Origin of the sequence: Burkholderia sp. SRS-25 (assembly GCF_004343765.1) — a bacterium.
In the GTDB taxonomy this organism is placed as follows: Bacteria; Pseudomonadota; Gammaproteobacteria; order Burkholderiales; family Burkholderiaceae; genus Burkholderia; species Burkholderia contaminans.
The window spans coordinates 51,577-68,574 of the sequence record NZ_PTXM01000003.1; the positions used below are offsets into that span (position 1 = coordinate 51,577).

Below are 16,998 nucleotides of genomic sequence, written 5' to 3' on the forward strand. Positions count from 1 at the left end.
CGAACGACTCGAGGTTGAGTACATCAAGTTAACGACTGAAAGTAGGTGTGACTTTAGAGCCTAAACTGTGGAAATTCAACAGGTTTTACTATCTTTTCCAATCAGTGAGACCGCGCCACCGACCAAAAGTTGCCTTCTTTCTTTCATTTTCATTACGATGCATTTCCACCGACTCCCCGCTGTTTTGGGGGTCACCACAGCTTTTCCGCGAGGTCACTCCCCCGCAGGTTCGCATACCGCATCAACACCCTCGGATTCGTGTGCCCCGTGATCTTCGCGATCTGAACGTCGCTCAACGTCGTACGCTCGTACAGCCTCGACGTCGCCTCGTGCCGCAGGTCATGGAACACGAGATCCGAGCAGCCTGCCGCGTCGAATATCCGCCCAAACTGCGCCGAAAGCCGGGAAGAGACGCGAGCAAGCACCTTGCGCTTCAGTAACTGCACGCCCTCGGCCCGCATCGACGCCTCCATATCGTCGACCCACGGGAACAAGCGACCGGCGTCGAAGGTGAAACCGTTCATTTCAGCATCGCCGCCATTCACGGCGGCGACGTACCGCTCGTACGCGGCGATCGCGATCGTCGTGAGCGGCACCGAGCGCTTGCTGCCGTTTTTCGTCTTCTCCAGCGACACCGTCCGGCGACTAACCTCGAACTGGTCAACCTCCAGCGTGTACATTTCCCGCATCCGCATGGCGGACTCGATGCCGAGCTCGAAGAGGAACACCAACGCCGGCCGGTACGGGAGATCGAACGCCCGCTCGCGGCCGTTTGGCTTCCCGCCAGCCATCAGTCGTCGAATCTCAGCCTGCTCCGCCTCGCTCGGCCGTCTGTCGCGGTGTACATCCTCTTTCGCGTCGACATCCTGCGCCTCGACCGCGACCCGATCTTCATCGGTATAGGTTGCATATCGCTTCGGGAGCAGGCGGAGGGGGTTGGTCGCCAACATCGGCGTGCCCGATCTCACCACCCAATCGAAGCAACGAGCCAACGCACCGACGTAGTGCCGGATCGTTGACGGCGAAAGGTGGTCGTGTCGCTTCATGGCGGTCACCCATTGCTCGACCCATTGGTAATCAAGAGTCGCAAGCGACTTTGCCTTGGTGGCTGCTCGTCCGAGCAGCGCATTGAGCACCTGGACGTCGGAATCAGGGACTGATACGCGGCGCAGGTACGCTCGAATGGCGTCCCCTATTGTCGCGATCGCTTCGCGCTGCTCGACCACTTCGTCCGGCACGATGCCGGCGTCCAGCAGCTGCTCCAATCGGGCGACGTACGCGTCGCCTTCTTCCTCAGTGTCAAAGGTCAGGGAAAGTGGCTTTGGTAGCAGCTTCGCCCGTTTGATCGTGTATTCCCACGTGCCGGACGGCCGCAGTCGTTTGTTTGCCATGCCTAGATGAACTCGCCTCGATTGCCAATTAGCCGATTGACGGGTGGTTGGCGTCGGTTTGTAGTTGGTTACAGGCGACTTTTTACCACTCTAGGCAACTCTATTACAAGAATGAAAGCGACGCAGAAAAAAGAAAAGCCCTGACGAATCAGGGCTTTATCTCGTTCTACTTGGAGGCGCGAGCCGGAGTCGAACCGGCCTAAACGGCTTTGCAGGCCGCTGCATAACCGCTTTGCTATCGCGCCAAAAGCGGACTGTGCGAATGCCGTGAGGCAAGCGACAGATTTTTCATTCGAGGACCGAAAGTCCATCAAATAAAAAGGGAAGCTTGGCTTCCCCATTACTTGGAGCGGGAGACGAGTCTCGAACTCGCGACCTCAACCTTGGCAAGGTTGCGCTCTACCAACTGAGCTACTCCCGCATTGTCCTGCATCTGCAGCGCTTCGCCGTACAACACGCTGCCAGAAAAATCTGGAGCGGGAGACGAGTCTCGAACTCGCGACCTCAACCTTGGCAAGGTTGCGCTCTACCAACTGAGCTACTCCCGCATGTGTCCTGCATCTGCAGCGCTTTGCCGTACAACACGCTGCCAGAAAAAATCTGGAGCGGGAGACGAGTCTCGAACTCGCGACCTCAACCTTGGCAAGGTTGCGCTCTACCAACTGAGCTACTCCCGCGTATTGCTGCGCTACTGCTTTCCCGCCACACACTTACTTCGTCGTGCAGCGGAGAAGCGAGATTATGTCGAAGGCACATTCGTGTGTCAAGGGCTTTTCCAGCCCTTTTTACAAAAACCTGCTCGACTGGACCCATCACGCGCCGCCTCGCTCGCGAATCTGCGGCCATGCGAGCTTCATGTAGTACAGCATCGACCAGATCGTCAGCACCGCCGCGAGATACATCAGCCATTCGCCCCACACACGCGTGTCGATCGTCGCGATACCGAGCGGCAGCGGCCCGTAGAACAGCAGCATCGGGATCGCGACCATTTGGCATGCAGTCTTGAACTTGCCGAGCTGGTTCACCGCGACGCTCTTCGACGCGCCGATCTGCGCCATCCACTCCCGCAGTGCCGAAATCGCGATCTCGCGGCCGACGATCACGAGTGCGATTGCCGCGTCGACCCGCGAAATCTGCACGAGGATCAGCAGTGCGGCCGTCACCATCAGCTTGTCCGCCACGGGATCGAGAAATGCGCCGAACGACGACGTCTGGTTCCACTTGCGGGCCAGATAGCCGTCGAACCAGTCGGTCAGCGCCGCAAGAATGAAGATCGCCGCCGCCGCGAGATTGCGGTGCGCGCCGCCCATCACCGTGTCCGGCAGGTAGAACACGCCGACGACGAGCGGGATCAGCACGATCCGTACCCACGTCAGGAAAATCGGGAAATTGAACGGCATGGCATGCGGGACAGTAAAGGATTCGCAATTGTGCCGTGTCGACCGGCCTGCCACAAGAACGCTGGCAAGGCAGCCGGCCGCACGGCCGCGTCAGTGAAGCTGCTTGTAGATCTGCTCGGCGAGCGCGTGCGAGATGCCCTCGACGCTCGCGAGTTCCTCGACGCTCGCGGCAACCACGCCGCGCAACCCGCCGAACCGCGCGAGCAGCCGCTGCCGGCGCTTCGCGCCCACGCCCTCGAGCTCCTCGAGCCGCGATGTCTGGCGCGCCTTCGCCCGCTTGGCACGCATGCCGGTGATCGCGAAGCGGTGCGCCTCGTCGCGGATCTGCGCGACGAGCATCAGCGCGGCGCTTTCCTTGCCGAGTTCGAGCGGCGTGCGGCCGTCCGCGAACACGAGCGTCTCGAGGCCGACCTTGCGCCCCTCGCCTTTCGCGACGCCGACCAGCATCGACGTGTCGAGGCCGAGCTCGGTGAACACCTGGCGCGCGATTTCGACCTGACCCTTGCCGCCGTCGATCAGCACGATGTTCGGCAGCAGGCTCGACGCTTCGGCCTGGCGCGTCGACTCGCCGTCGATGCCGGCCGCATCGTCGGCGGCAGCCGCCTGCGCAGCCTGCTCGACCAACTTCTCGTAGCGGCGCGTGAGCACCTGCCGCATCGCCGCGTAGTCGTCGCCCGGCGTGATCCCGGTGATGTTGTAGCGGCGGTATTCGCCCGACTGCATCTTGTGATGGTGGTAGACCACGCACGACGCCTGTGTTGCCTCGCCCATCGTATGGCTGATGTCGAAGCATTCGATCCGCAGCGTCGCGAGATCGTCGCATTCGTAGCTGAGCGTCTCCGCGAGCGCACGCGTGCGCGCCTGCTGCGAGCCCTGCTCGGACAGCAGCCGCATGAGCGCAATCTGCGCATTCTGCTCGGCCATCGACAGCCACGCACGCCGCTGCCCCTGCGGCTGCCGCACCAGCGACACCTTGTGGCCGGCCTGCTCGGACAGCAGCTCGAGCAGGTCGCGGCTCGCGGGCGCATGGCTCACGACCAGCACGGGCGGCACGCGGTTGCCGAGATAGTGCTGCGCGATGAACGCGTCGAGCACTTCGGCCTCGACCGACGCCGCCGCGTCACCGCGTGTGCGGCCGGATTCTTCCGCGGGCAGGTCGGGCAATGCGTCGGCGGACGCATCGGCCGCCTCCGCCAGTTCGGACTCGTCGCCGATCCCGCCCTCGGCGAGCGTCAGCGCGCTTTCGACGTGCGTCGGGAAGTACGCCTTGTCGCCGAGATGCCGGCCGCCACGCACCATCGCGAGGTTCACGCACACGCGCCCGCCCTGCGCGACGACGGCCAGGATGTCGACGTCGCTGTCGCTGCCGACCTCGATCGCCTGCTGGTGCAGCACCGTCGCGAGCGAGCTCATCTGGTTGCGCACGGCCGCCGCCTGCTCGAATTTCAGCTCGGCCGCGAATGCGTGCATCTTCTGCTCGAGCTCCTTCATCACTTCGGACTGCCGGCCGAGCAGGAAGCGCGCGGCGTTCGAGACGTCGATGGCGTAGTCCTCGTCGGAGATCGCGCCGACGCACGGCGCCGTGCAGCGCCCGATCTGGTGCAGGAGGCATGGCCGCGTGCGGTTGTTGAAGACCGAATCCTCGCAAGTGCGCAGCTGGAACACGCGCTGCAGGATCTGGATGCTCTCGCGCACGGCCCAGGCGCTCGGGAACGGCCCGAAATACTGGTTCTGCTTGTCGACCGAGCCGCGGTAGTAGGCCATGCGCGGAAAGCGGTGCGCGGTGAGCTTCAGGTACGGATACGACTTGTCGTCGCGAAACAGGATGTTGTAGCGCGGCGCGAGCGCCTTGATCAGGTTGTTCTCGAGCAGCAGCGCCTCGGCCTCCGAGCGCGTGACGGTCGTCTCGATGCGCGCGATGCGCGTGACCATCATCGCGATGCGCGGCGACAGCTGCGTCTTCGTGAAATAGCTCGATACGCGCTTCTTCAGGTCGCGTGCCTTGCCGACATAGAGCACGGCGCCCGCCGTGTCGTAATAGCGATAGACGCCCGGCATGTGCGGCAACTGCGCAAGGATCTTCTTCGGTTCGAACGGGGTATCGGAAGCTTCAGGGGATGTCATGCGTGATCCGGGCGCCTTGTAACGCGGAACGGGTCTATTAGAATCGCCAGTTTAGAGCATTCACCGGCCCGCTTCGATGTCCCGTACCCCCGCTGCCCCCCTGCCTGCCGCGCCGCTCGCGCCGGGAGAACCGATCGCCTGCGACCTCTTCTGTACGGTGGTCGACAATTTCGGCGACATCGGCGTCTGCTGGCGCGTCGCGCGCCAGCTCGCGCACGAGCACGGCTGGCAGGTGCGCCTGTTCGTCGACGACCTGCGCACGTTCGCGCGCCTGCTGCCCGGGGTCGATCCCGACGCGGGGCGGCAGACGGTCGATGCGATCGTGATCGAGCACTGGCATGCGGAAGTCGGCGACGCACTGGAGATTGCCGATGTCGTGATCGAAGCGTTCGCGTGCGAACTGCCCGGCGCATATCTCGCGGCGATGGCGCGCCGCGAACGGCGCCCCGTGTGGATCAATCTCGAATACCTGAGCGCCGAGGACTGGGTCGCCGATTTCCATCTGCGGCCATCGCCGCATCCGCGCTACCCGCTGCTGAAGACGTTTTTCTTCCCGGGCCTGTCGGCCGGCACCGGCGGCGTCCTGAAAGAGCACGATCTCGATGCACGTCGCACGGCCTTCGAAACCGACGCGGCGGCACGCGACGCCTGGTGGCGGCGCGCGACCGGTGGCCCGGCGCCCGCCTCGGGCACGACCGTCGTCAGCCTGTTCGCGTACGAAAATCCGGCCGTCGACGCGCTGCTCGCGCAGTGGCGCGACGGCCCGACGCCGGTCGTCGCACTCGTGCCGACAGGCCGCGTGTCGCCTGCCGTCGCGCGTTTTTTCGGGGTCGAGTCGTTCGGTGCGGGCGCGCATGCGCGCAGCGGCAACCTGACTGCGCACGGGCTCGCGTTCGTCCCCCAGGCCGACTACGATCCGTTGCTGTGGGTGGCCGACGTCAATTTCGTGCGCGGCGAGGATTCGTTCGTCCGGGCGCAGTGGGCCCGCAAACCGTTCGTGTGGCACATCTACCCGCAGGCCGACGACGTGCACCTGCCAAAGCTCGACGCGGCGCTCGCGCACCTGTCAGCCGGCCTCGCCGATGCGCCGCGCGCGGCGCTCGAGCGGTTCTGGCACGCATGGAACGGCGTCGGCACACCCGACTGGGCCGATTTCTGGCAGCACCGCGCCGCGCTGGACGCCAACGCGGCCCGCTGGGCCGATGCGCTCGCGGCCGTCGGCGATCTCGCCGGAAAGCTGGCGGAATACGCAAAATCTCAGTTAAAATAAGCGGTTATCCGACGGCTGACCAGGCAAGCGCTCGCTTTTGGCGTCCACCGGAACGCACCGCTTGCGCCGTCAGCCGTTGCGCAACGCTCAGGCACCTATTTATTTGATTTGATCAGGACAGTTTTTTATGAAAACCGCACAGGAACTCCGCGTAGGCAACGTCGTGCAGATCGGCAGCGACGCATGGGTCATCGCCAAGGCTGAATACAACAAGTCGGGCCGTAACTCCGCCGTCGTCAAGATGAAGATGAAGAACCTGCTGACGAACGCAGGCCAGGAAGCGGTCTACAAGGCTGACGACAAGTTCGACGTCGTCGTGCTCGACCGCAAGGAAGTGACGTACTCGTACTTCGCCGATCCGATGTACGTGTTCATGGACGCCGACTACAACCAGTTCGAAGTCGAAGCGGAAATGATGGGCGAAGCGCTGAACTACCTCGAAGACGGCATGGCTTGCGAAGTCGTGTTCTACAACGAGAAGGCGATCTCGGTCGAACTGCCGACGGTCCTCGTTCGCGAGATCACCTACACGGAACCGGCAGTCAAGGGCGACACGTCGTCGGGCAAGGTGCTGAAGAACGCCAAGCTCGCAACGGGCTTCGAACTGCAAGTGCCGCTGTTCTGCAACACCGGCGACAAGATCGAAATCGATACGCGTACGAACGAATACCGCAGCCGCGCGTAATCGCCAGCGATACCCGCATCGAACAAAGCGCCCTTCGGGGCGCTTTTTGTTTGTCCGGCGCCAACAACCGGGCGACAGTCAGGCTCATGTAAAGCACAAAAGCCACCGGTAAAGATATTCAATTTGTATCATCGGTAACTGTTTTATAGCGCCGGAGAAATAATGCTCGTGACGCGTTCAGCGGGGCATAAAATCAGTCTTTAATCTGACATGCGGCTGCGGCCTCGATGGCCGACAGCCCGCCTCTCTTGACTCGACTCGCGTCCACCATGCCACACGCCCTGATTGTCGAAGACGATCCCAACAGTCTGTCCGGCCTCACCGCGCTGCTCGCCGCGGACGGCTTCTCGGTCGACACGGCCACGTCGCTCGCCGAAGCACGCACGGCGCTCGGCCGCTCGATTCCCGACGTCGTTCTCGTCGACCTGAACCTGCCGGACGGCAGCGGGTTCGACCTGCTCCAGCACCTGCCGCAGCAACAGCCGAACGGCTCGCTGCCCGTCATCGTGCTGACGGGCAATGCGACGGTCGAGAGCGCCATCGAGGGCCTGCGTCACGGCATCTGGGACTACCTGCTGAAGCCGATCAACATCCCGCGCCTGCGCAGCCTGCTCGCGCGGATCCCGCGTCCGTACGAACTGATCGAAGAAGTGCAGTCGTTGCGCGCCTCGCTGCGCCATCTCGGCCGCTTCGGCGCGCTGGTCGGCCGCAGCGACGCGATGCAGCACGTGTACGACATGATCGAGCACAACGCGCGCACCGAAACGGCCGTGCTGTTCTCGGGCGAAGCCGGTACCGGCAAGAAGCTGGCCGCGCGCACACTGCACGACCTGAGCCGGCGCCGCAAGGGGCCGTTCGTGTCGTTCGACTGCCGGACGATCGCGCAGGCCGGCCGGCATGGTGCGTCGCTCGACAGCGTGCTGTTCGGCCATGAGCGCGGTGCGTTCGACGGCGCCGAGCGCCGCGAATCAGGCCTGTTCGAACAGGCCGGCGGCGGCACGCTGTTCCTCGACGAGATCACCGCACTGCCGCTCGTGCTGCAGGAAGCCCTGCTGCATGCGCTCGATTCGCAGAACTTCATGCGGATCGGCGGCACGAGTTCGATCACGAGCGATTTCCGGCTGATCGCGACCACGCGCCGCCCGGCGCGCGAAGCAGTCGCGAACGGCACGCTGCGCGAGGATCTGTGGCTGCGCCTCGATGCGGCGTCGATCACGATGCCGCCGCTGCGCGAGCGCGACGGCGACGCGCTCGCGATCGCGGACGCGCTGATCGACGAACTGAACCGCGACGCGCGCGCAACCGGCCGCAGCACGACCGACAAGCGCGCGGCGCCGGGCTTCGTGCGCGAATGCCTGTCCTACGAATGGCCGGGCAACGTGCGCGAGTTGCAGGAGCGCGTCCGCTTCGCGTATGACGCATCGGGCGATTTCATCGAGACACTGCGCGCGGGCGAGCCGAGCTTCTCGGCCGGCGCCGCACTGAACGGCAGCAGCGTGCAGATCAAGGTCGGCACGCCGCTGTCCGACGTCGAGGATCTGCTGATCCGCGCGACGCTCGATGCCGTCGGCGGCACGCGCCACCGCGCCGCAACGCTGCTCGGCATCAGCCCGAAGACGCTGTACAACAAGCTGCAGCGAATGAAGGTGAACTGAGCGGGCGGCGATGCTCGAAGGCTCTGGCAGGGTTTGACCGTTAGTTGCGCTAAAACGCACGTCGTCAACCTGCTTGATTCCTGAAGCTGCCCGGTTCGCACCGGTAGCAATGCATAAAAAAGCCGCGCGATTGCGCGGCTTTCTTGTTTCGGTGACCGGAACGGCGCAGACCGCGCCATCCCCTCCCCGCTCAGGCCAATGCACTGCTCAGCAGCGCCTGCGCCTGCAGATACTCGGGCTGCACGATCAGCTTGTCCCACTTGAGCGCCTTGCCGCGCGCACGCATCCGCTTGATGCGTCGCACCGACTCGTCCGTTGCCCGTGCTTTCAGCCCGTTCAGCACGACCTCGGCCGCATCCGGCTGGTTGCAGACGAGCACCATGTCGCAACCGGCCGCGAGCGCGGCGTCGGCCGCCTGCGTGAGCGTGCCGCCTTCGCGCGCGGCCTCCATCGACAGGTCGTCGCTGAAGATCGCGCCGGTGAAACCGAGCCGTCCGCGCAGGATGTCCTGCAGCCACACGCGCGAGAAACCGGCCGGCCGCTTGTCGACCTGCGTGTAGATCACATGCGCGGGAATCACCGCGGACAGCGACAGACCGAGCCAGTCGTACGGTGCGACGTCCTGCTTCAGGATCGCGTCGAGCGGACGGTCGTCGGTCGGCAACGCGACGTGCGAGTCGGCCTCCGCGAAACCGTGCCCCGGGAAATGCTTGCCGCAATTCGCCATCCCGGCGAGCGACAGCCCGTGATTCAGGCTCTTCGCGAGCAGCGTGACGACGCGCGGATCGCGATGGAATGCGCGATCGCCGATCACCTTCGAGTGCCCGTAGTCGAGGTCGAGCACGGGCGTGAAGCTCATGTCGATCCCGCATGCGCGCAGCTCGGCGGCCAGGATGTAGCCGACGGCCGTGGCGACCTTCGTCGCGAGCAGCACGTCGCGATCCCACAGCTCACCGAGGCGGCGCATCGCGGGCAGCACCGTGAAGCCGTCGGTGCGGAAACGCTGCACGCGGCCGCCCTCGTGATCGACGGCGATCAGGATGTCTTCGCGCACCGCGCGGATCGCGTCGGTCAGCGCAATCAGTTGCGCGCGGTTCTGGAAGTGCCGCGCGAACAGGATCACGCCGCCGGTATTCGGATGCGCGAGGCGCCGCGCATCGTCGCGCGACAGGGTCGTGCCGACGACGTCGAGCATGACCGGGCCGGGAGTCGTTTTCATCGAATCGGGAATTCCGTCAGGAGGAGGTTCGGGAAACAGGTGCAGGCGCGGCGTCCGTCTCGGCGACCACGAACGACACCGCGTAGTCGCGTTCGTCGCTGACCGTCACGCGCGCCGTGATGCCACGGGCGGCAAGCCAGTCGGCCAGCTCGCCCGACGCGACCACGTACGGCTCGCCGCTCGGATGGTTGAGGGTCTGCAGCGCACGCCACGTCATCGGCCAGTGCATGCCGAGCCCGATCGCCTTCGAGAACGCTTCCTTCGCGGAAAAGCGCGTCGCGAGGAACGCGATGCCGCGCGCCTCGGAGCGGGCACGGCGAGCATGGAACACGCGCAGCTCGTCGGGGCCCAGCACCTTCTCGGCAAACCGGCCGCCCGTGCGTTCGAGCACGGCCGCGATGCGGCTCACCTGGGCGATGTCGGTACCGATGCCGTAGATCGCCATGTCAGAACACACCGGTACGACCCGGCCGGACCGGGTCAGGCATGACGCGCGACGCGCGGCGGCATTTCATCTTCAGCGCGCGCCGCCATGCAGCGCGGCAACGCGTGCGGCGACCATGATCGCCTTCATTTCGCGCACGGCGTTGTCCCAGCCCGCGAAAATCGCGTGCGCGACGATCGCGTGGCCGATGTTCAGTTCGACGATGCCGTCGATCGCGGCGATCTGCTGCACGTTCGTGTAGTGCAGGCCGTGGCCGGCATTGACCTTCAGGCCGAGCTGCGCGCCGGCCTGAACGCCCGCGACGATGCGCTCGTATTCGCGCTGCTGCTCGGCTTCGTCGTGCGCTTCGGCGTAACGGCCCGTATGCAGCTCGATCACCGGCGCGCCCGCTTCGTGCGCGGCACGGATCTGCGTCTCGTCCGGGTCGATGAACAGCGACACGCGCACACCCACGTCGGCGAGCTGCTTGCATGCCGCACGCACGGCTTCGAAGTGGCCGGCGACATCGAGACCGCCTTCGGTCGTCAGTTCCTCGCGCTTCTCGGGCACGAGGCACGCGTCGTGCGGACGCACTTCGCATGCGATATCGAGCATCTCGGCAGTCACTGCGCATTCGAGGTTCATGCGCGTCTTCAGCAACGGGCGCAGCTTGCGCACATCCGCATCGACGATGTGGCGGCGATCCTCGCGCAGGTGCAGCGTGATCGCATCCGCACCGGCTTCTTCGGCGGCGAGCGCCGCGCGGATCGGATCGGGATAGGTCGTGCCGCGCACATTGCGCAGCGTCGCGACGTGGTCGATGTTGACGCCGAGGTCGATGGCGGTGGGCGTTGTCAGGAAGAAGCTCATAGGTTTTGCAGGTCGATCAGGATCTGACGCGTGGCAAGCGGCGTACCGCCGAGATAGGTGTTCAGCAGGAAGCGCATCAGCGTCTTGCTTTGCGCAACCGTCTGGGCTCGATGGTAATCGTCCTGCTCCATGTCGAGCAACGTCTGTCCGGAAATGACCGGCCAGTGCGATGGGACTTCGTCGTCCGCATTGCGCACGCCACGCTCGGGATCGAACACGTAGCGACGGTCAGGCTCGACCGCGCGGCGCGCGACCGTCCGGTTCAGCGCCATCGCGTAGCCGGTCTCGCGCAGCAGCACGCGCTCGAACGAGCGCAGCACCTGCACCGCGGGTTCGCCGTGCGCGAGGCGCGTGAGAGTCAGCACGTAATGATTGAAGAGCGGCGGCTGGGGATCTTCGCGGGCGCAGAATTTCACGAGCAGCTCGTTCGCGTAGAAACCGCACAAGAGCCCGTCGCCGCCGAGCGGCAGCATCCCGCCGACCCACTCGGCGCCCGTCAGCGTGCGCACCTCGGATTTGCCCGACCAGGACAGCAGCAGCGGCTGGAAGGTCTGCAGTACGCCGCGCAGCGCGGAGTGCGGGCGCTTCGCGCCCTTCGCGACGAGCGCGAGCCGGCCATGATCACGCGTCAGCACGTCGATGATCAGGCTCGTTTCCCGATAGGGATAACTGTGCAGCACGTATGCCGGCTGCTCGGCGACACGGAAATCGGACGTGCGTGACGTCGCGCGCCGCGCCTTGCGCGGCGGTTCAGGCGGTGCCGGCAGCGGCGCGTCGTTCGCGCCGGCCGTCACCGCATCTTCAGTCGACGTCAGCGCGTCATTCGTACCCATAGGCGCGCAGCCCCGCCTCGTTGTCGGCCCAGCCGCTCTTCACCTTCACGAAGGTCTCGAGGTACACGGGGCCGTCGAACAGCTTCTCCATGTCCATCCGCGCCTCGGTGCTGATCTGCTTGAGCTTCTCGCCCTTCTTGCCGATCACCATTGCCTTGTGCGAATCGCGCTCGACGAGGATCGTCGCGAAGATACGCTTCAGGCGCCCTTCCTCCTCGAACTTGTCGATCAGCACGGTGCTCGTGTACGGCAATTCGTCGCCGGTCCAGCGGAACACCTTCTCGCGCAGGATTTCGGCGGCGAGGAAACGCGAGCTGCGGTCGGTCAGCTCGTCCTCGCCGTAGATCGGCTCGCCTTCCGGCAGGTACGGCTTGATCGTGTCCAGCAGGCGCTTGATGTCTTCCGGCTTCTGCGCCGACAGCGGCACGAGCTCGGTGAATTCGCGCAGCTCGCTCACCTTCTGCATGAACGGGAACAGCGTGGCCTTGTCGTTCACGCGATCGATCTTGTTCGCGATCAGCAGCGTCGGCATGCCGGGCGGGATCAGGTCGAGCACCTTCTGGTCGTCCGGCCCGAAGCGGCCGGCCTCGATCACGAACAGGATCACGTCGACCGACGTGAGCGTCGACGTGACCGCGCGATTCAGCGAACGGTTCAGCGCGGTGCTGTGGCGGGTCTGGAAGCCCGGCGTGTCGACGAACACGAATTGCGCGTCGTCGAACGTATTGATGCCGGTGATGCGGTGGCGGGTCGTCTGCGCCTTGCGCGACGTGATGCTGATCTTCTGGCCGACGAGTGCGTTCATCAACGTCGACTTGCCGACGTTCGGGCGGCCCACGATCGCGATCATGCCGCAACGGAAACCGGTAGGAGCGGGAGTGTTCATATCGTTTGGGAGACAGGTTCGGAAACGGCCGCGCGGCGCGCGGCACGATCGATGGGCAATTCAGTGGTCGGCATCGGCCACGCGCGCCTGAGCGGCGGCGAGGCTCGCGCCGCCGGGCGGCGTCTCGGAATCCGGTGCCGCGGCGTCGCGTGTGCGCGCAGCCGCACGCGAAGCGGGGTCGGTACCGGCGGAAGACTTGTCGGCGGACGACGATGCAGGATCGGCGGCCTGGCCAGCCGGCTTGTCGGCTGCACGTGCAGCGGGCACGGCTTCCGCGGGCTTCTCCGTGGCCTTGTCGGCTCGCTCGGCAGCCTTGTCCGCCGCAGGCTTCGCCGCCCGGTCGCCCTTTTCCGCCGCCGCGTCGACATGCGCCGCGCGAATCGCGGCCATCGGCGCCGCGGCCGGCTCGGTACCGGTCGCAGCGGTGGCCGCGGGTGCCGCACCGGCCGCCCTCGCCTCGCGCGCCGCCGCGCGTTCCTTCCGCTCCGGCGAGCGCAGGTCGAGCGCTTCCTGCACGCCCTTCACGCCCGGCACGATTTCGGGTTCGACGTGTTTCGACCCGCGCGCGTTTTTCGAGCGCTTCGGCTTTGCCGCCAACATCGGCGCGGCCGCCATCACTTCATCGAGCGCCTTCTTCGCGGCAGCCTGCTCGGCTGCGCGCCGGCTCGCACCGGAGCCCGACACCTTCACGTCGAGCTTCGGCACCGTGCATTCGACTTCGAATTGCTGATTGTGCGCTGCACCATGCGTCGCGACCACCGTGTAGGTCGGCAGCGCGATCTTGTGCCCCTGCAGGTATTCCTGCAGCAGCGTCTTCGCGTCCTTGCCGAGCGTGCGCGGATCGATGTGGTCGAGAATCGGGATATAGAGGCGCTTGATGACCCCTTGGGCGGCTTCGAAGCCGCCATCGAGGAACACGGCCCCGATGATGGCTTCGAACGCGTCCGCGAGGATCGACGGGCGGCGGAACCCGCCGCTGCGCAGTTCGCCCTCGCCGAGTCGCAGCCCGTCCGAAATATTCAGGGCCTGAGCAATTTCGTACAGCGACTGCTGTTTGACGAGGTTGGCGCGTACGCGCGACAGATCGCCTTCGTCCAGCTTGCCGAAACGCTGGAACAAAAGGGCGGCCACCGCGCAATTCAGAACGGAATCGCCGAGAAACTCGAGCCGTTCGTTGTGCGTGGCACTGTGACTGCGATGGGTCAAAGCCTGGCGCAACAATTCCGCATTGCGAAATTCGTAGCGCAGCCGGCTTTCCAACTGGGATGAGGGCATGTGCAGGAGTATAACGCGGGCGCCCGGTCGGGCCGAAACGGCACGACCGGACGCAAAAGGCGTGACGAAGCGGTGTTACCGCCGGTTCTTAAAGTAGTTCAGCACTACGCGACGCGGCCCGTGCGTTGCGTAGTGCGAGTGAGTCGAATGCGATCAGTTGAAGGAACCGATACGCTTCAGGTCGCTGAAGTTCATCCAGATGAAGAACGCGCGGCCGACGATGTTCTGGTCCGGCACGAAACCCCAGTAGCGGCTGTCCGCGCTGTTGTCGCGGTTGTCGCCCATCATGAAGTAGTGACCGGGCGGCACCTTGCAGATCACGCCGCGGCTGTTGTACGTGCAGTTGTCGCGATACGGATAGTCGTATGCGCCCATCACGAACGGCGGCACGGCCGGGTTGTTGAGGATCGCGTTCTTCTTGTTGCCGATCGTTTCCTCGAACTGCTTCGCGTAATTCTGGCGCTCGTCGTCGAAGAAATCGGGCAGCGGCGTTTCGGGCACCGGCTGGCCGTTGATCGTGAGCTGCTTGTCCTGGTACGCGACGGTATCGCCCGGCAGGCCGATCACGCGCTTGATGTAGTCGACCGACTCGTCCTTCGGATAGCGGAACACGACGACGTCGCCGCGCGACAGCGGGCTGCCCTGCGTGATCTTCGTGTTCGTGACCGGCAGGCGCAGACCGTATTCGAACTTGTTGACGAGGATGAAATCGCCGACGAGCAGCGTCGGCACCATCGAGCCCGACGGAATCTTGAACGGCTCGACGACGAACGAACGCACGACGAACACCGCCAGGATTACCGGGAAAAAGCTCGCCGTGTACTCGAGCCACCACGGCTGGCGCAGCTTCTCGTCGCGCAGCTTCGAACGCGTCTGCGCCGCGTTTTCATCCGCGAAGCGCTTGTCGATGCGCGACTGCTGGCGATCGAACTCCTCGATCGCCGAGTCGGCCGCCTTGCGACGCCGCGGCAGGAACACCAGTTTGTCCAGCACCCACGCTACGCCCGTCAAGATGACGAGCACAAAAAGAATCAGCGCAAAATTCATAAAAGGATCAGTCCTGTTATTTGTCTTCGACGCGCAAGATCGCGAGGAACGCTTCCTGCGGGATCTCGACCGAACCCACCTGCTTCATGCGTTTCTTACCTTCTTTCTGCTTCTCGAGCAGTTTCTTCTTTCGCGAGATGTCGCCGCCGTAGCACTTCGCGAGCACGTTCTTGCGCAGCGCCTTGATGTTCTCGCGCGCGACGATGTGCGCGCCGATCGCGGCCTGGATCGCCACGTCGTACATCTGGCGCGGAATGATCTCGCGCATCTTCGCCGCTACTTCACGGCCGCGATATTGCGACTGCGAACGGTGCACGATGATCGACAGCGCATCGACCTTGTCGCCGTTGATCAGCATGTCGACCTTCACGACGTCCGACGAACGGTATTCCTTGAACTCGTAGTCCATCGACGCATAGCCGCGCGACACCGACTTCAGGCGATCGAAGAAGTCGAGCACGATCTCGGCCATCGGGATCTCGTACGTGAGCTGCACCTGGCGGCCGTGATACTGCATGTTGATCTGCGAACCGCGCTTCTGCTCGCACAGCGTGATCACCGAGCCCACGTAGTCCTGCGGCATGTACAGGTTCACGGTGACGATCGGCTCGCGGACTTCGGCGATGCGGCCCGGATCCGGCATCTTCGCCGGGTTCTCGACCATGATCTTCGAGCCGTCGCTCTGCACGACCTCGTAGACGACCGTCGGTGCGGTCGTGATGAGGTCCATGTCGAACTCGCGCTCGAGCCGCTCCTGCACGATTTCCATGTGCAGCAACCCGAGGAAGCCGCAGCGGAAACCGAACCCGAGCGCCTGCGACACTTCCGGCTCGTACTGCAGCGATGCGTCGTTCAGCTTCAGCTTCTCGAGCGATTCGCGCAGCGCGTCGTACTGGTTCGCCTCGACCGGATACAGCCCCGCGAACACCTGCGGCTTCACTTCCTTGAAGCCCGGCAGCGGCTCGGCGGCGGCCTTGGTCGCGTGCGTGACGGTGTCGCCGACCTTCGCGGCCGTCAATTCCTTGATGCCGGCGATGATGAAGCCGACCTGCCCTGCCGACAGCGAATCGAGATTGCGCGACTTCGGCGTGAACACGCCGACGTGCTCGACCGGATACTGCGCGCCGGTCGCCATCATCTTGATCTTGTCCTTCGGACGCAGCGTACCGTTGACGATACGCACGAGCATCACGACGCCGACGTAGTTGTCGAACCAGGAGTCGATGATCAGCGCCTGCAGCGGCGAGGCCGGATCGCCCTTCGGCGGCGGCACCTTCGCGATCAGTGCTTCGAGCACGTCCTCGACGCCGAGGCCCGTCTTCGCGCTGCAGCGCGTCGCGTCGGTCGCGTCGATGCCGATCACGTCCTCGATCTCCTCGATCGCGTTCTCGGGGTTCGCGGCCGGCAGGTCGATCTTGTTCAGCACCGGCACGACCTCGACGCCGAGCTCGATTGCCGTATAGCAGTTCGCGACCGTCTGCGCCTCGACGCCCTGGCTCGCGTCGACCACGAGCAGCGCACCTTCGCACGCGGACAGCGAACGGCTGACCTCGTACGAGAAGTCGACGTGCCCCGGCGTATCGATCAGGTTGAGGTTGTAGACCTTGCCGTCGCGCGCGCGATAGGACAGCGCGGCAGTCTGCGCCTTGATCGTGATGCCGCGCTCGCGCTCGATATCCATCGAGTCGAGCACCTGCGCTTCCATTTCACGGTCGGCAAGGCCGCCGCATACCTGGATGATGCGATCCGCGAGCGTCGACTTGCCATGGTCGATGTGAGCGATGATCGAGAAATTGCGAATATGATCCATTCAGTGCCGATCAAGCGAAAAAGGCGCGCTCGACGACTGCGGAGCACGCCTTGTAAGTCGGTGAAAAAACGGCTTATTTTAGCCGAAAAGGCCTTCGCCGGGCGGTATT

General features: G+C 64.6%; 14 protein-coding genes and 4 tRNA genes. 3 read left to right on the forward strand and 15 right to left on the reverse strand.

All coding sequences use genetic code 11. The annotated features are described in order from the left end of the window. Positions 1 to 191 precede the first annotated feature (191 nt). The 7 genes from C5O79_RS02700 to uvrC form a co-directional block, all read right to left on the reverse strand. Positions 192 to 1,391 carry a site-specific integrase gene (locus C5O79_RS02700; protein ID WP_131931169.1) on the reverse strand — a complete coding sequence of 400 codons (1,200 nt, stop codon included), beginning with the start codon at positions 1,389 to 1,391 and terminating at the stop codon, positions 192 to 194. A 171-nt stretch (positions 1,392 to 1,562) separates the two neighbouring features. Next, a tRNA-Cys gene (locus tag C5O79_RS02705) sits at positions 1,563 to 1,636 on the reverse strand. A 100-nt stretch (positions 1,637 to 1,736) separates the two neighbouring features. After that, positions 1,737 to 1,812 (reverse strand) — tRNA-Gly (locus C5O79_RS02710). Positions 1,813 to 1,863: 51 nt separating this feature from the next. Then, positions 1,864 to 1,939 (reverse strand) — tRNA-Gly (locus C5O79_RS02715). 53 nt (positions 1,940 to 1,992) lie between these two features. Further along, positions 1,993 to 2,068: transfer RNA gene (locus C5O79_RS02720), tRNA-Gly, on the reverse strand. Between the two features lie 135 nt (positions 2,069 to 2,203). Then, entirely contained in the window at positions 2,204 to 2,791 is a 588-nt protein-coding gene (gene pgsA / locus C5O79_RS02725) for a CDP-diacylglycerol--glycerol-3-phosphate 3-phosphatidyltransferase (RefSeq protein ID WP_046545257.1), read from the reverse strand. 90 nt (positions 2,792 to 2,881) lie between these two features. Further along, complete coding sequence (gene uvrC, locus C5O79_RS02730; protein WP_122473702.1) at positions 2,882 to 4,915, reverse strand: excinuclease ABC subunit UvrC; 2,034 nt, start codon at positions 4,913 to 4,915, stop codon at positions 2,882 to 2,884. A 76-nt stretch (positions 4,916 to 4,991) separates the two neighbouring features. On the opposite strand from uvrC, the gene earP reads away from it, so the two are divergent. From earP to C5O79_RS02745, 3 genes are all read left to right on the forward strand, one after another. Next, positions 4,992 to 6,185 (forward strand): elongation factor P maturation arginine rhamnosyltransferase EarP, encoded by a 1,194-nt coding sequence (gene earP, locus C5O79_RS02735; protein WP_122473701.1) that lies wholly within the window; start codon positions 4,992 to 4,994, stop codon positions 6,183 to 6,185. 127 nt (positions 6,186 to 6,312) lie between these two features. After that, positions 6,313 to 6,870, forward strand: a complete 558-nt coding sequence (gene efp, locus C5O79_RS02740; RefSeq protein WP_011351421.1) for an elongation factor P — start codon at positions 6,313 to 6,315, stop codon at positions 6,868 to 6,870. A gap of 269 nt (positions 6,871 to 7,139) precedes the next feature. Continuing rightward, positions 7,140 to 8,525 carry a sigma-54 dependent transcriptional regulator gene (locus C5O79_RS02745; RefSeq protein ID WP_046545254.1) on the forward strand — a complete coding sequence of 462 codons (1,386 nt, stop codon included), beginning with the start codon at positions 7,140 to 7,142 and terminating at the stop codon, positions 8,523 to 8,525. 190 nt (positions 8,526 to 8,715) lie between these two features. On the opposite strand, the gene nagZ is transcribed toward C5O79_RS02745, so the two are convergent. The 8 genes from nagZ to lepA form a co-directional block, all read right to left on the reverse strand. Then, complete coding sequence (gene nagZ, locus C5O79_RS02750; protein WP_122473700.1) at positions 8,716 to 9,744, reverse strand: beta-N-acetylhexosaminidase; 1,029 nt, start codon at positions 9,742 to 9,744, stop codon at positions 8,716 to 8,718. A 16-nt stretch (positions 9,745 to 9,760) separates the two neighbouring features. After that, positions 9,761 to 10,189, reverse strand: a complete 429-nt coding sequence (gene acpS, locus C5O79_RS02755) for a holo-ACP synthase (RefSeq protein WP_011351418.1) — start codon at positions 10,187 to 10,189, stop codon at positions 9,761 to 9,763. Positions 10,190 to 10,261: 72 nt separating this feature from the next. Next, entirely contained in the window at positions 10,262 to 11,038 is a 777-nt protein-coding gene (pdxJ, locus tag C5O79_RS02760; protein ID WP_046545252.1) for a pyridoxine 5'-phosphate synthase, read from the reverse strand. Beyond that, positions 11,035 to 11,871, reverse strand: a complete 837-nt coding sequence (gene recO, locus C5O79_RS02765; protein WP_011351416.1) for a DNA repair protein RecO — start codon at positions 11,869 to 11,871, stop codon at positions 11,035 to 11,037. Before recO ends, pdxJ begins: the two co-directional genes overlap by 4 nt. Beyond that, positions 11,858 to 12,757: a GTPase Era gene (era, locus tag C5O79_RS02770; RefSeq protein ID WP_006476493.1), complete on the reverse strand. Its 900-nt coding sequence runs from the start codon at positions 12,755 to 12,757 to the stop codon at positions 11,858 to 11,860. Before era ends, recO begins: the two co-directional genes overlap by 14 nt. Before the next feature lie 60 nt (positions 12,758 to 12,817). Further along, positions 12,818 to 14,032: a ribonuclease III gene (gene rnc / locus C5O79_RS02775; RefSeq protein ID WP_122473699.1), complete on the reverse strand. Its 1,215-nt coding sequence runs from the start codon at positions 14,030 to 14,032 to the stop codon at positions 12,818 to 12,820. A 153-nt stretch (positions 14,033 to 14,185) separates the two neighbouring features. Further along, complete coding sequence (lepB, locus tag C5O79_RS02780; RefSeq protein WP_039348369.1) at positions 14,186 to 15,079, reverse strand: signal peptidase I; 894 nt, start codon at positions 15,077 to 15,079, stop codon at positions 14,186 to 14,188. 16 nt (positions 15,080 to 15,095) lie between these two features. Then, complete coding sequence (lepA, locus tag C5O79_RS02785; protein WP_046545250.1) at positions 15,096 to 16,889, reverse strand: translation elongation factor 4; 1,794 nt, start codon at positions 16,887 to 16,889, stop codon at positions 15,096 to 15,098. Positions 16,890 to 16,998: the final 109 nt, after the last annotated feature.

Bases quoted from the DNA above. Each gene is read 5' to 3' on its own strand.
- C5O79_RS02700 (WP_131931169.1), bottom strand. From the start codon at position 1,391: ATGGCAAACAAACGACTGCGGCCGTCCGGCACGTGGGAATACACGATC.
- pgsA (WP_046545257.1), bottom strand. From the start codon at position 2,791: ATGCCGTTCAATTTCCCGATTTTCCTGACGTGGGTACGGATCGTGCTG.
- uvrC (WP_122473702.1), bottom strand. From the start codon at position 4,915: ATGACATCCCCTGAAGCTTCCGATACCCCGTTCGAACCGAAGAAGATC.
- earP (WP_122473701.1), top strand. From the start codon at position 4,992: ATGTCCCGTACCCCCGCTGCCCCCCTGCCTGCCGCGCCGCTCGCGCCG.
- efp (WP_011351421.1), top strand. From the start codon at position 6,313: ATGAAAACCGCACAGGAACTCCGCGTAGGCAACGTCGTGCAGATCGGC.
- C5O79_RS02745 (WP_046545254.1), top strand. From the start codon at position 7,140: ATGCCACACGCCCTGATTGTCGAAGACGATCCCAACAGTCTGTCCGGC.
- nagZ (WP_122473700.1), bottom strand. From the start codon at position 9,744: ATGAAAACGACTCCCGGCCCGGTCATGCTCGACGTCGTCGGCACGACC.
- acpS (WP_011351418.1), bottom strand. From the start codon at position 10,189: ATGGCGATCTACGGCATCGGTACCGACATCGCCCAGGTGAGCCGCATC.
- pdxJ (WP_046545252.1), bottom strand. From the start codon at position 11,038: ATGAGCTTCTTCCTGACAACGCCCACCGCCATCGACCTCGGCGTCAAC.
- recO (WP_011351416.1), bottom strand. From the start codon at position 11,871: ATGGGTACGAATGACGCGCTGACGTCGACTGAAGATGCGGTGACGGCC.
- era (WP_006476493.1), bottom strand. From the start codon at position 12,757: ATGAACACTCCCGCTCCTACCGGTTTCCGTTGCGGCATGATCGCGATC.
- rnc (WP_122473699.1), bottom strand. From the start codon at position 14,032: ATGCCCTCATCCCAGTTGGAAAGCCGGCTGCGCTACGAATTTCGCAAT.
- lepB (WP_039348369.1), bottom strand. From the start codon at position 15,079: ATGAATTTTGCGCTGATTCTTTTTGTGCTCGTCATCTTGACGGGCGTA.
- lepA (WP_046545250.1), bottom strand. From the start codon at position 16,889: ATGGATCATATTCGCAATTTCTCGATCATCGCTCACATCGACCATGGC.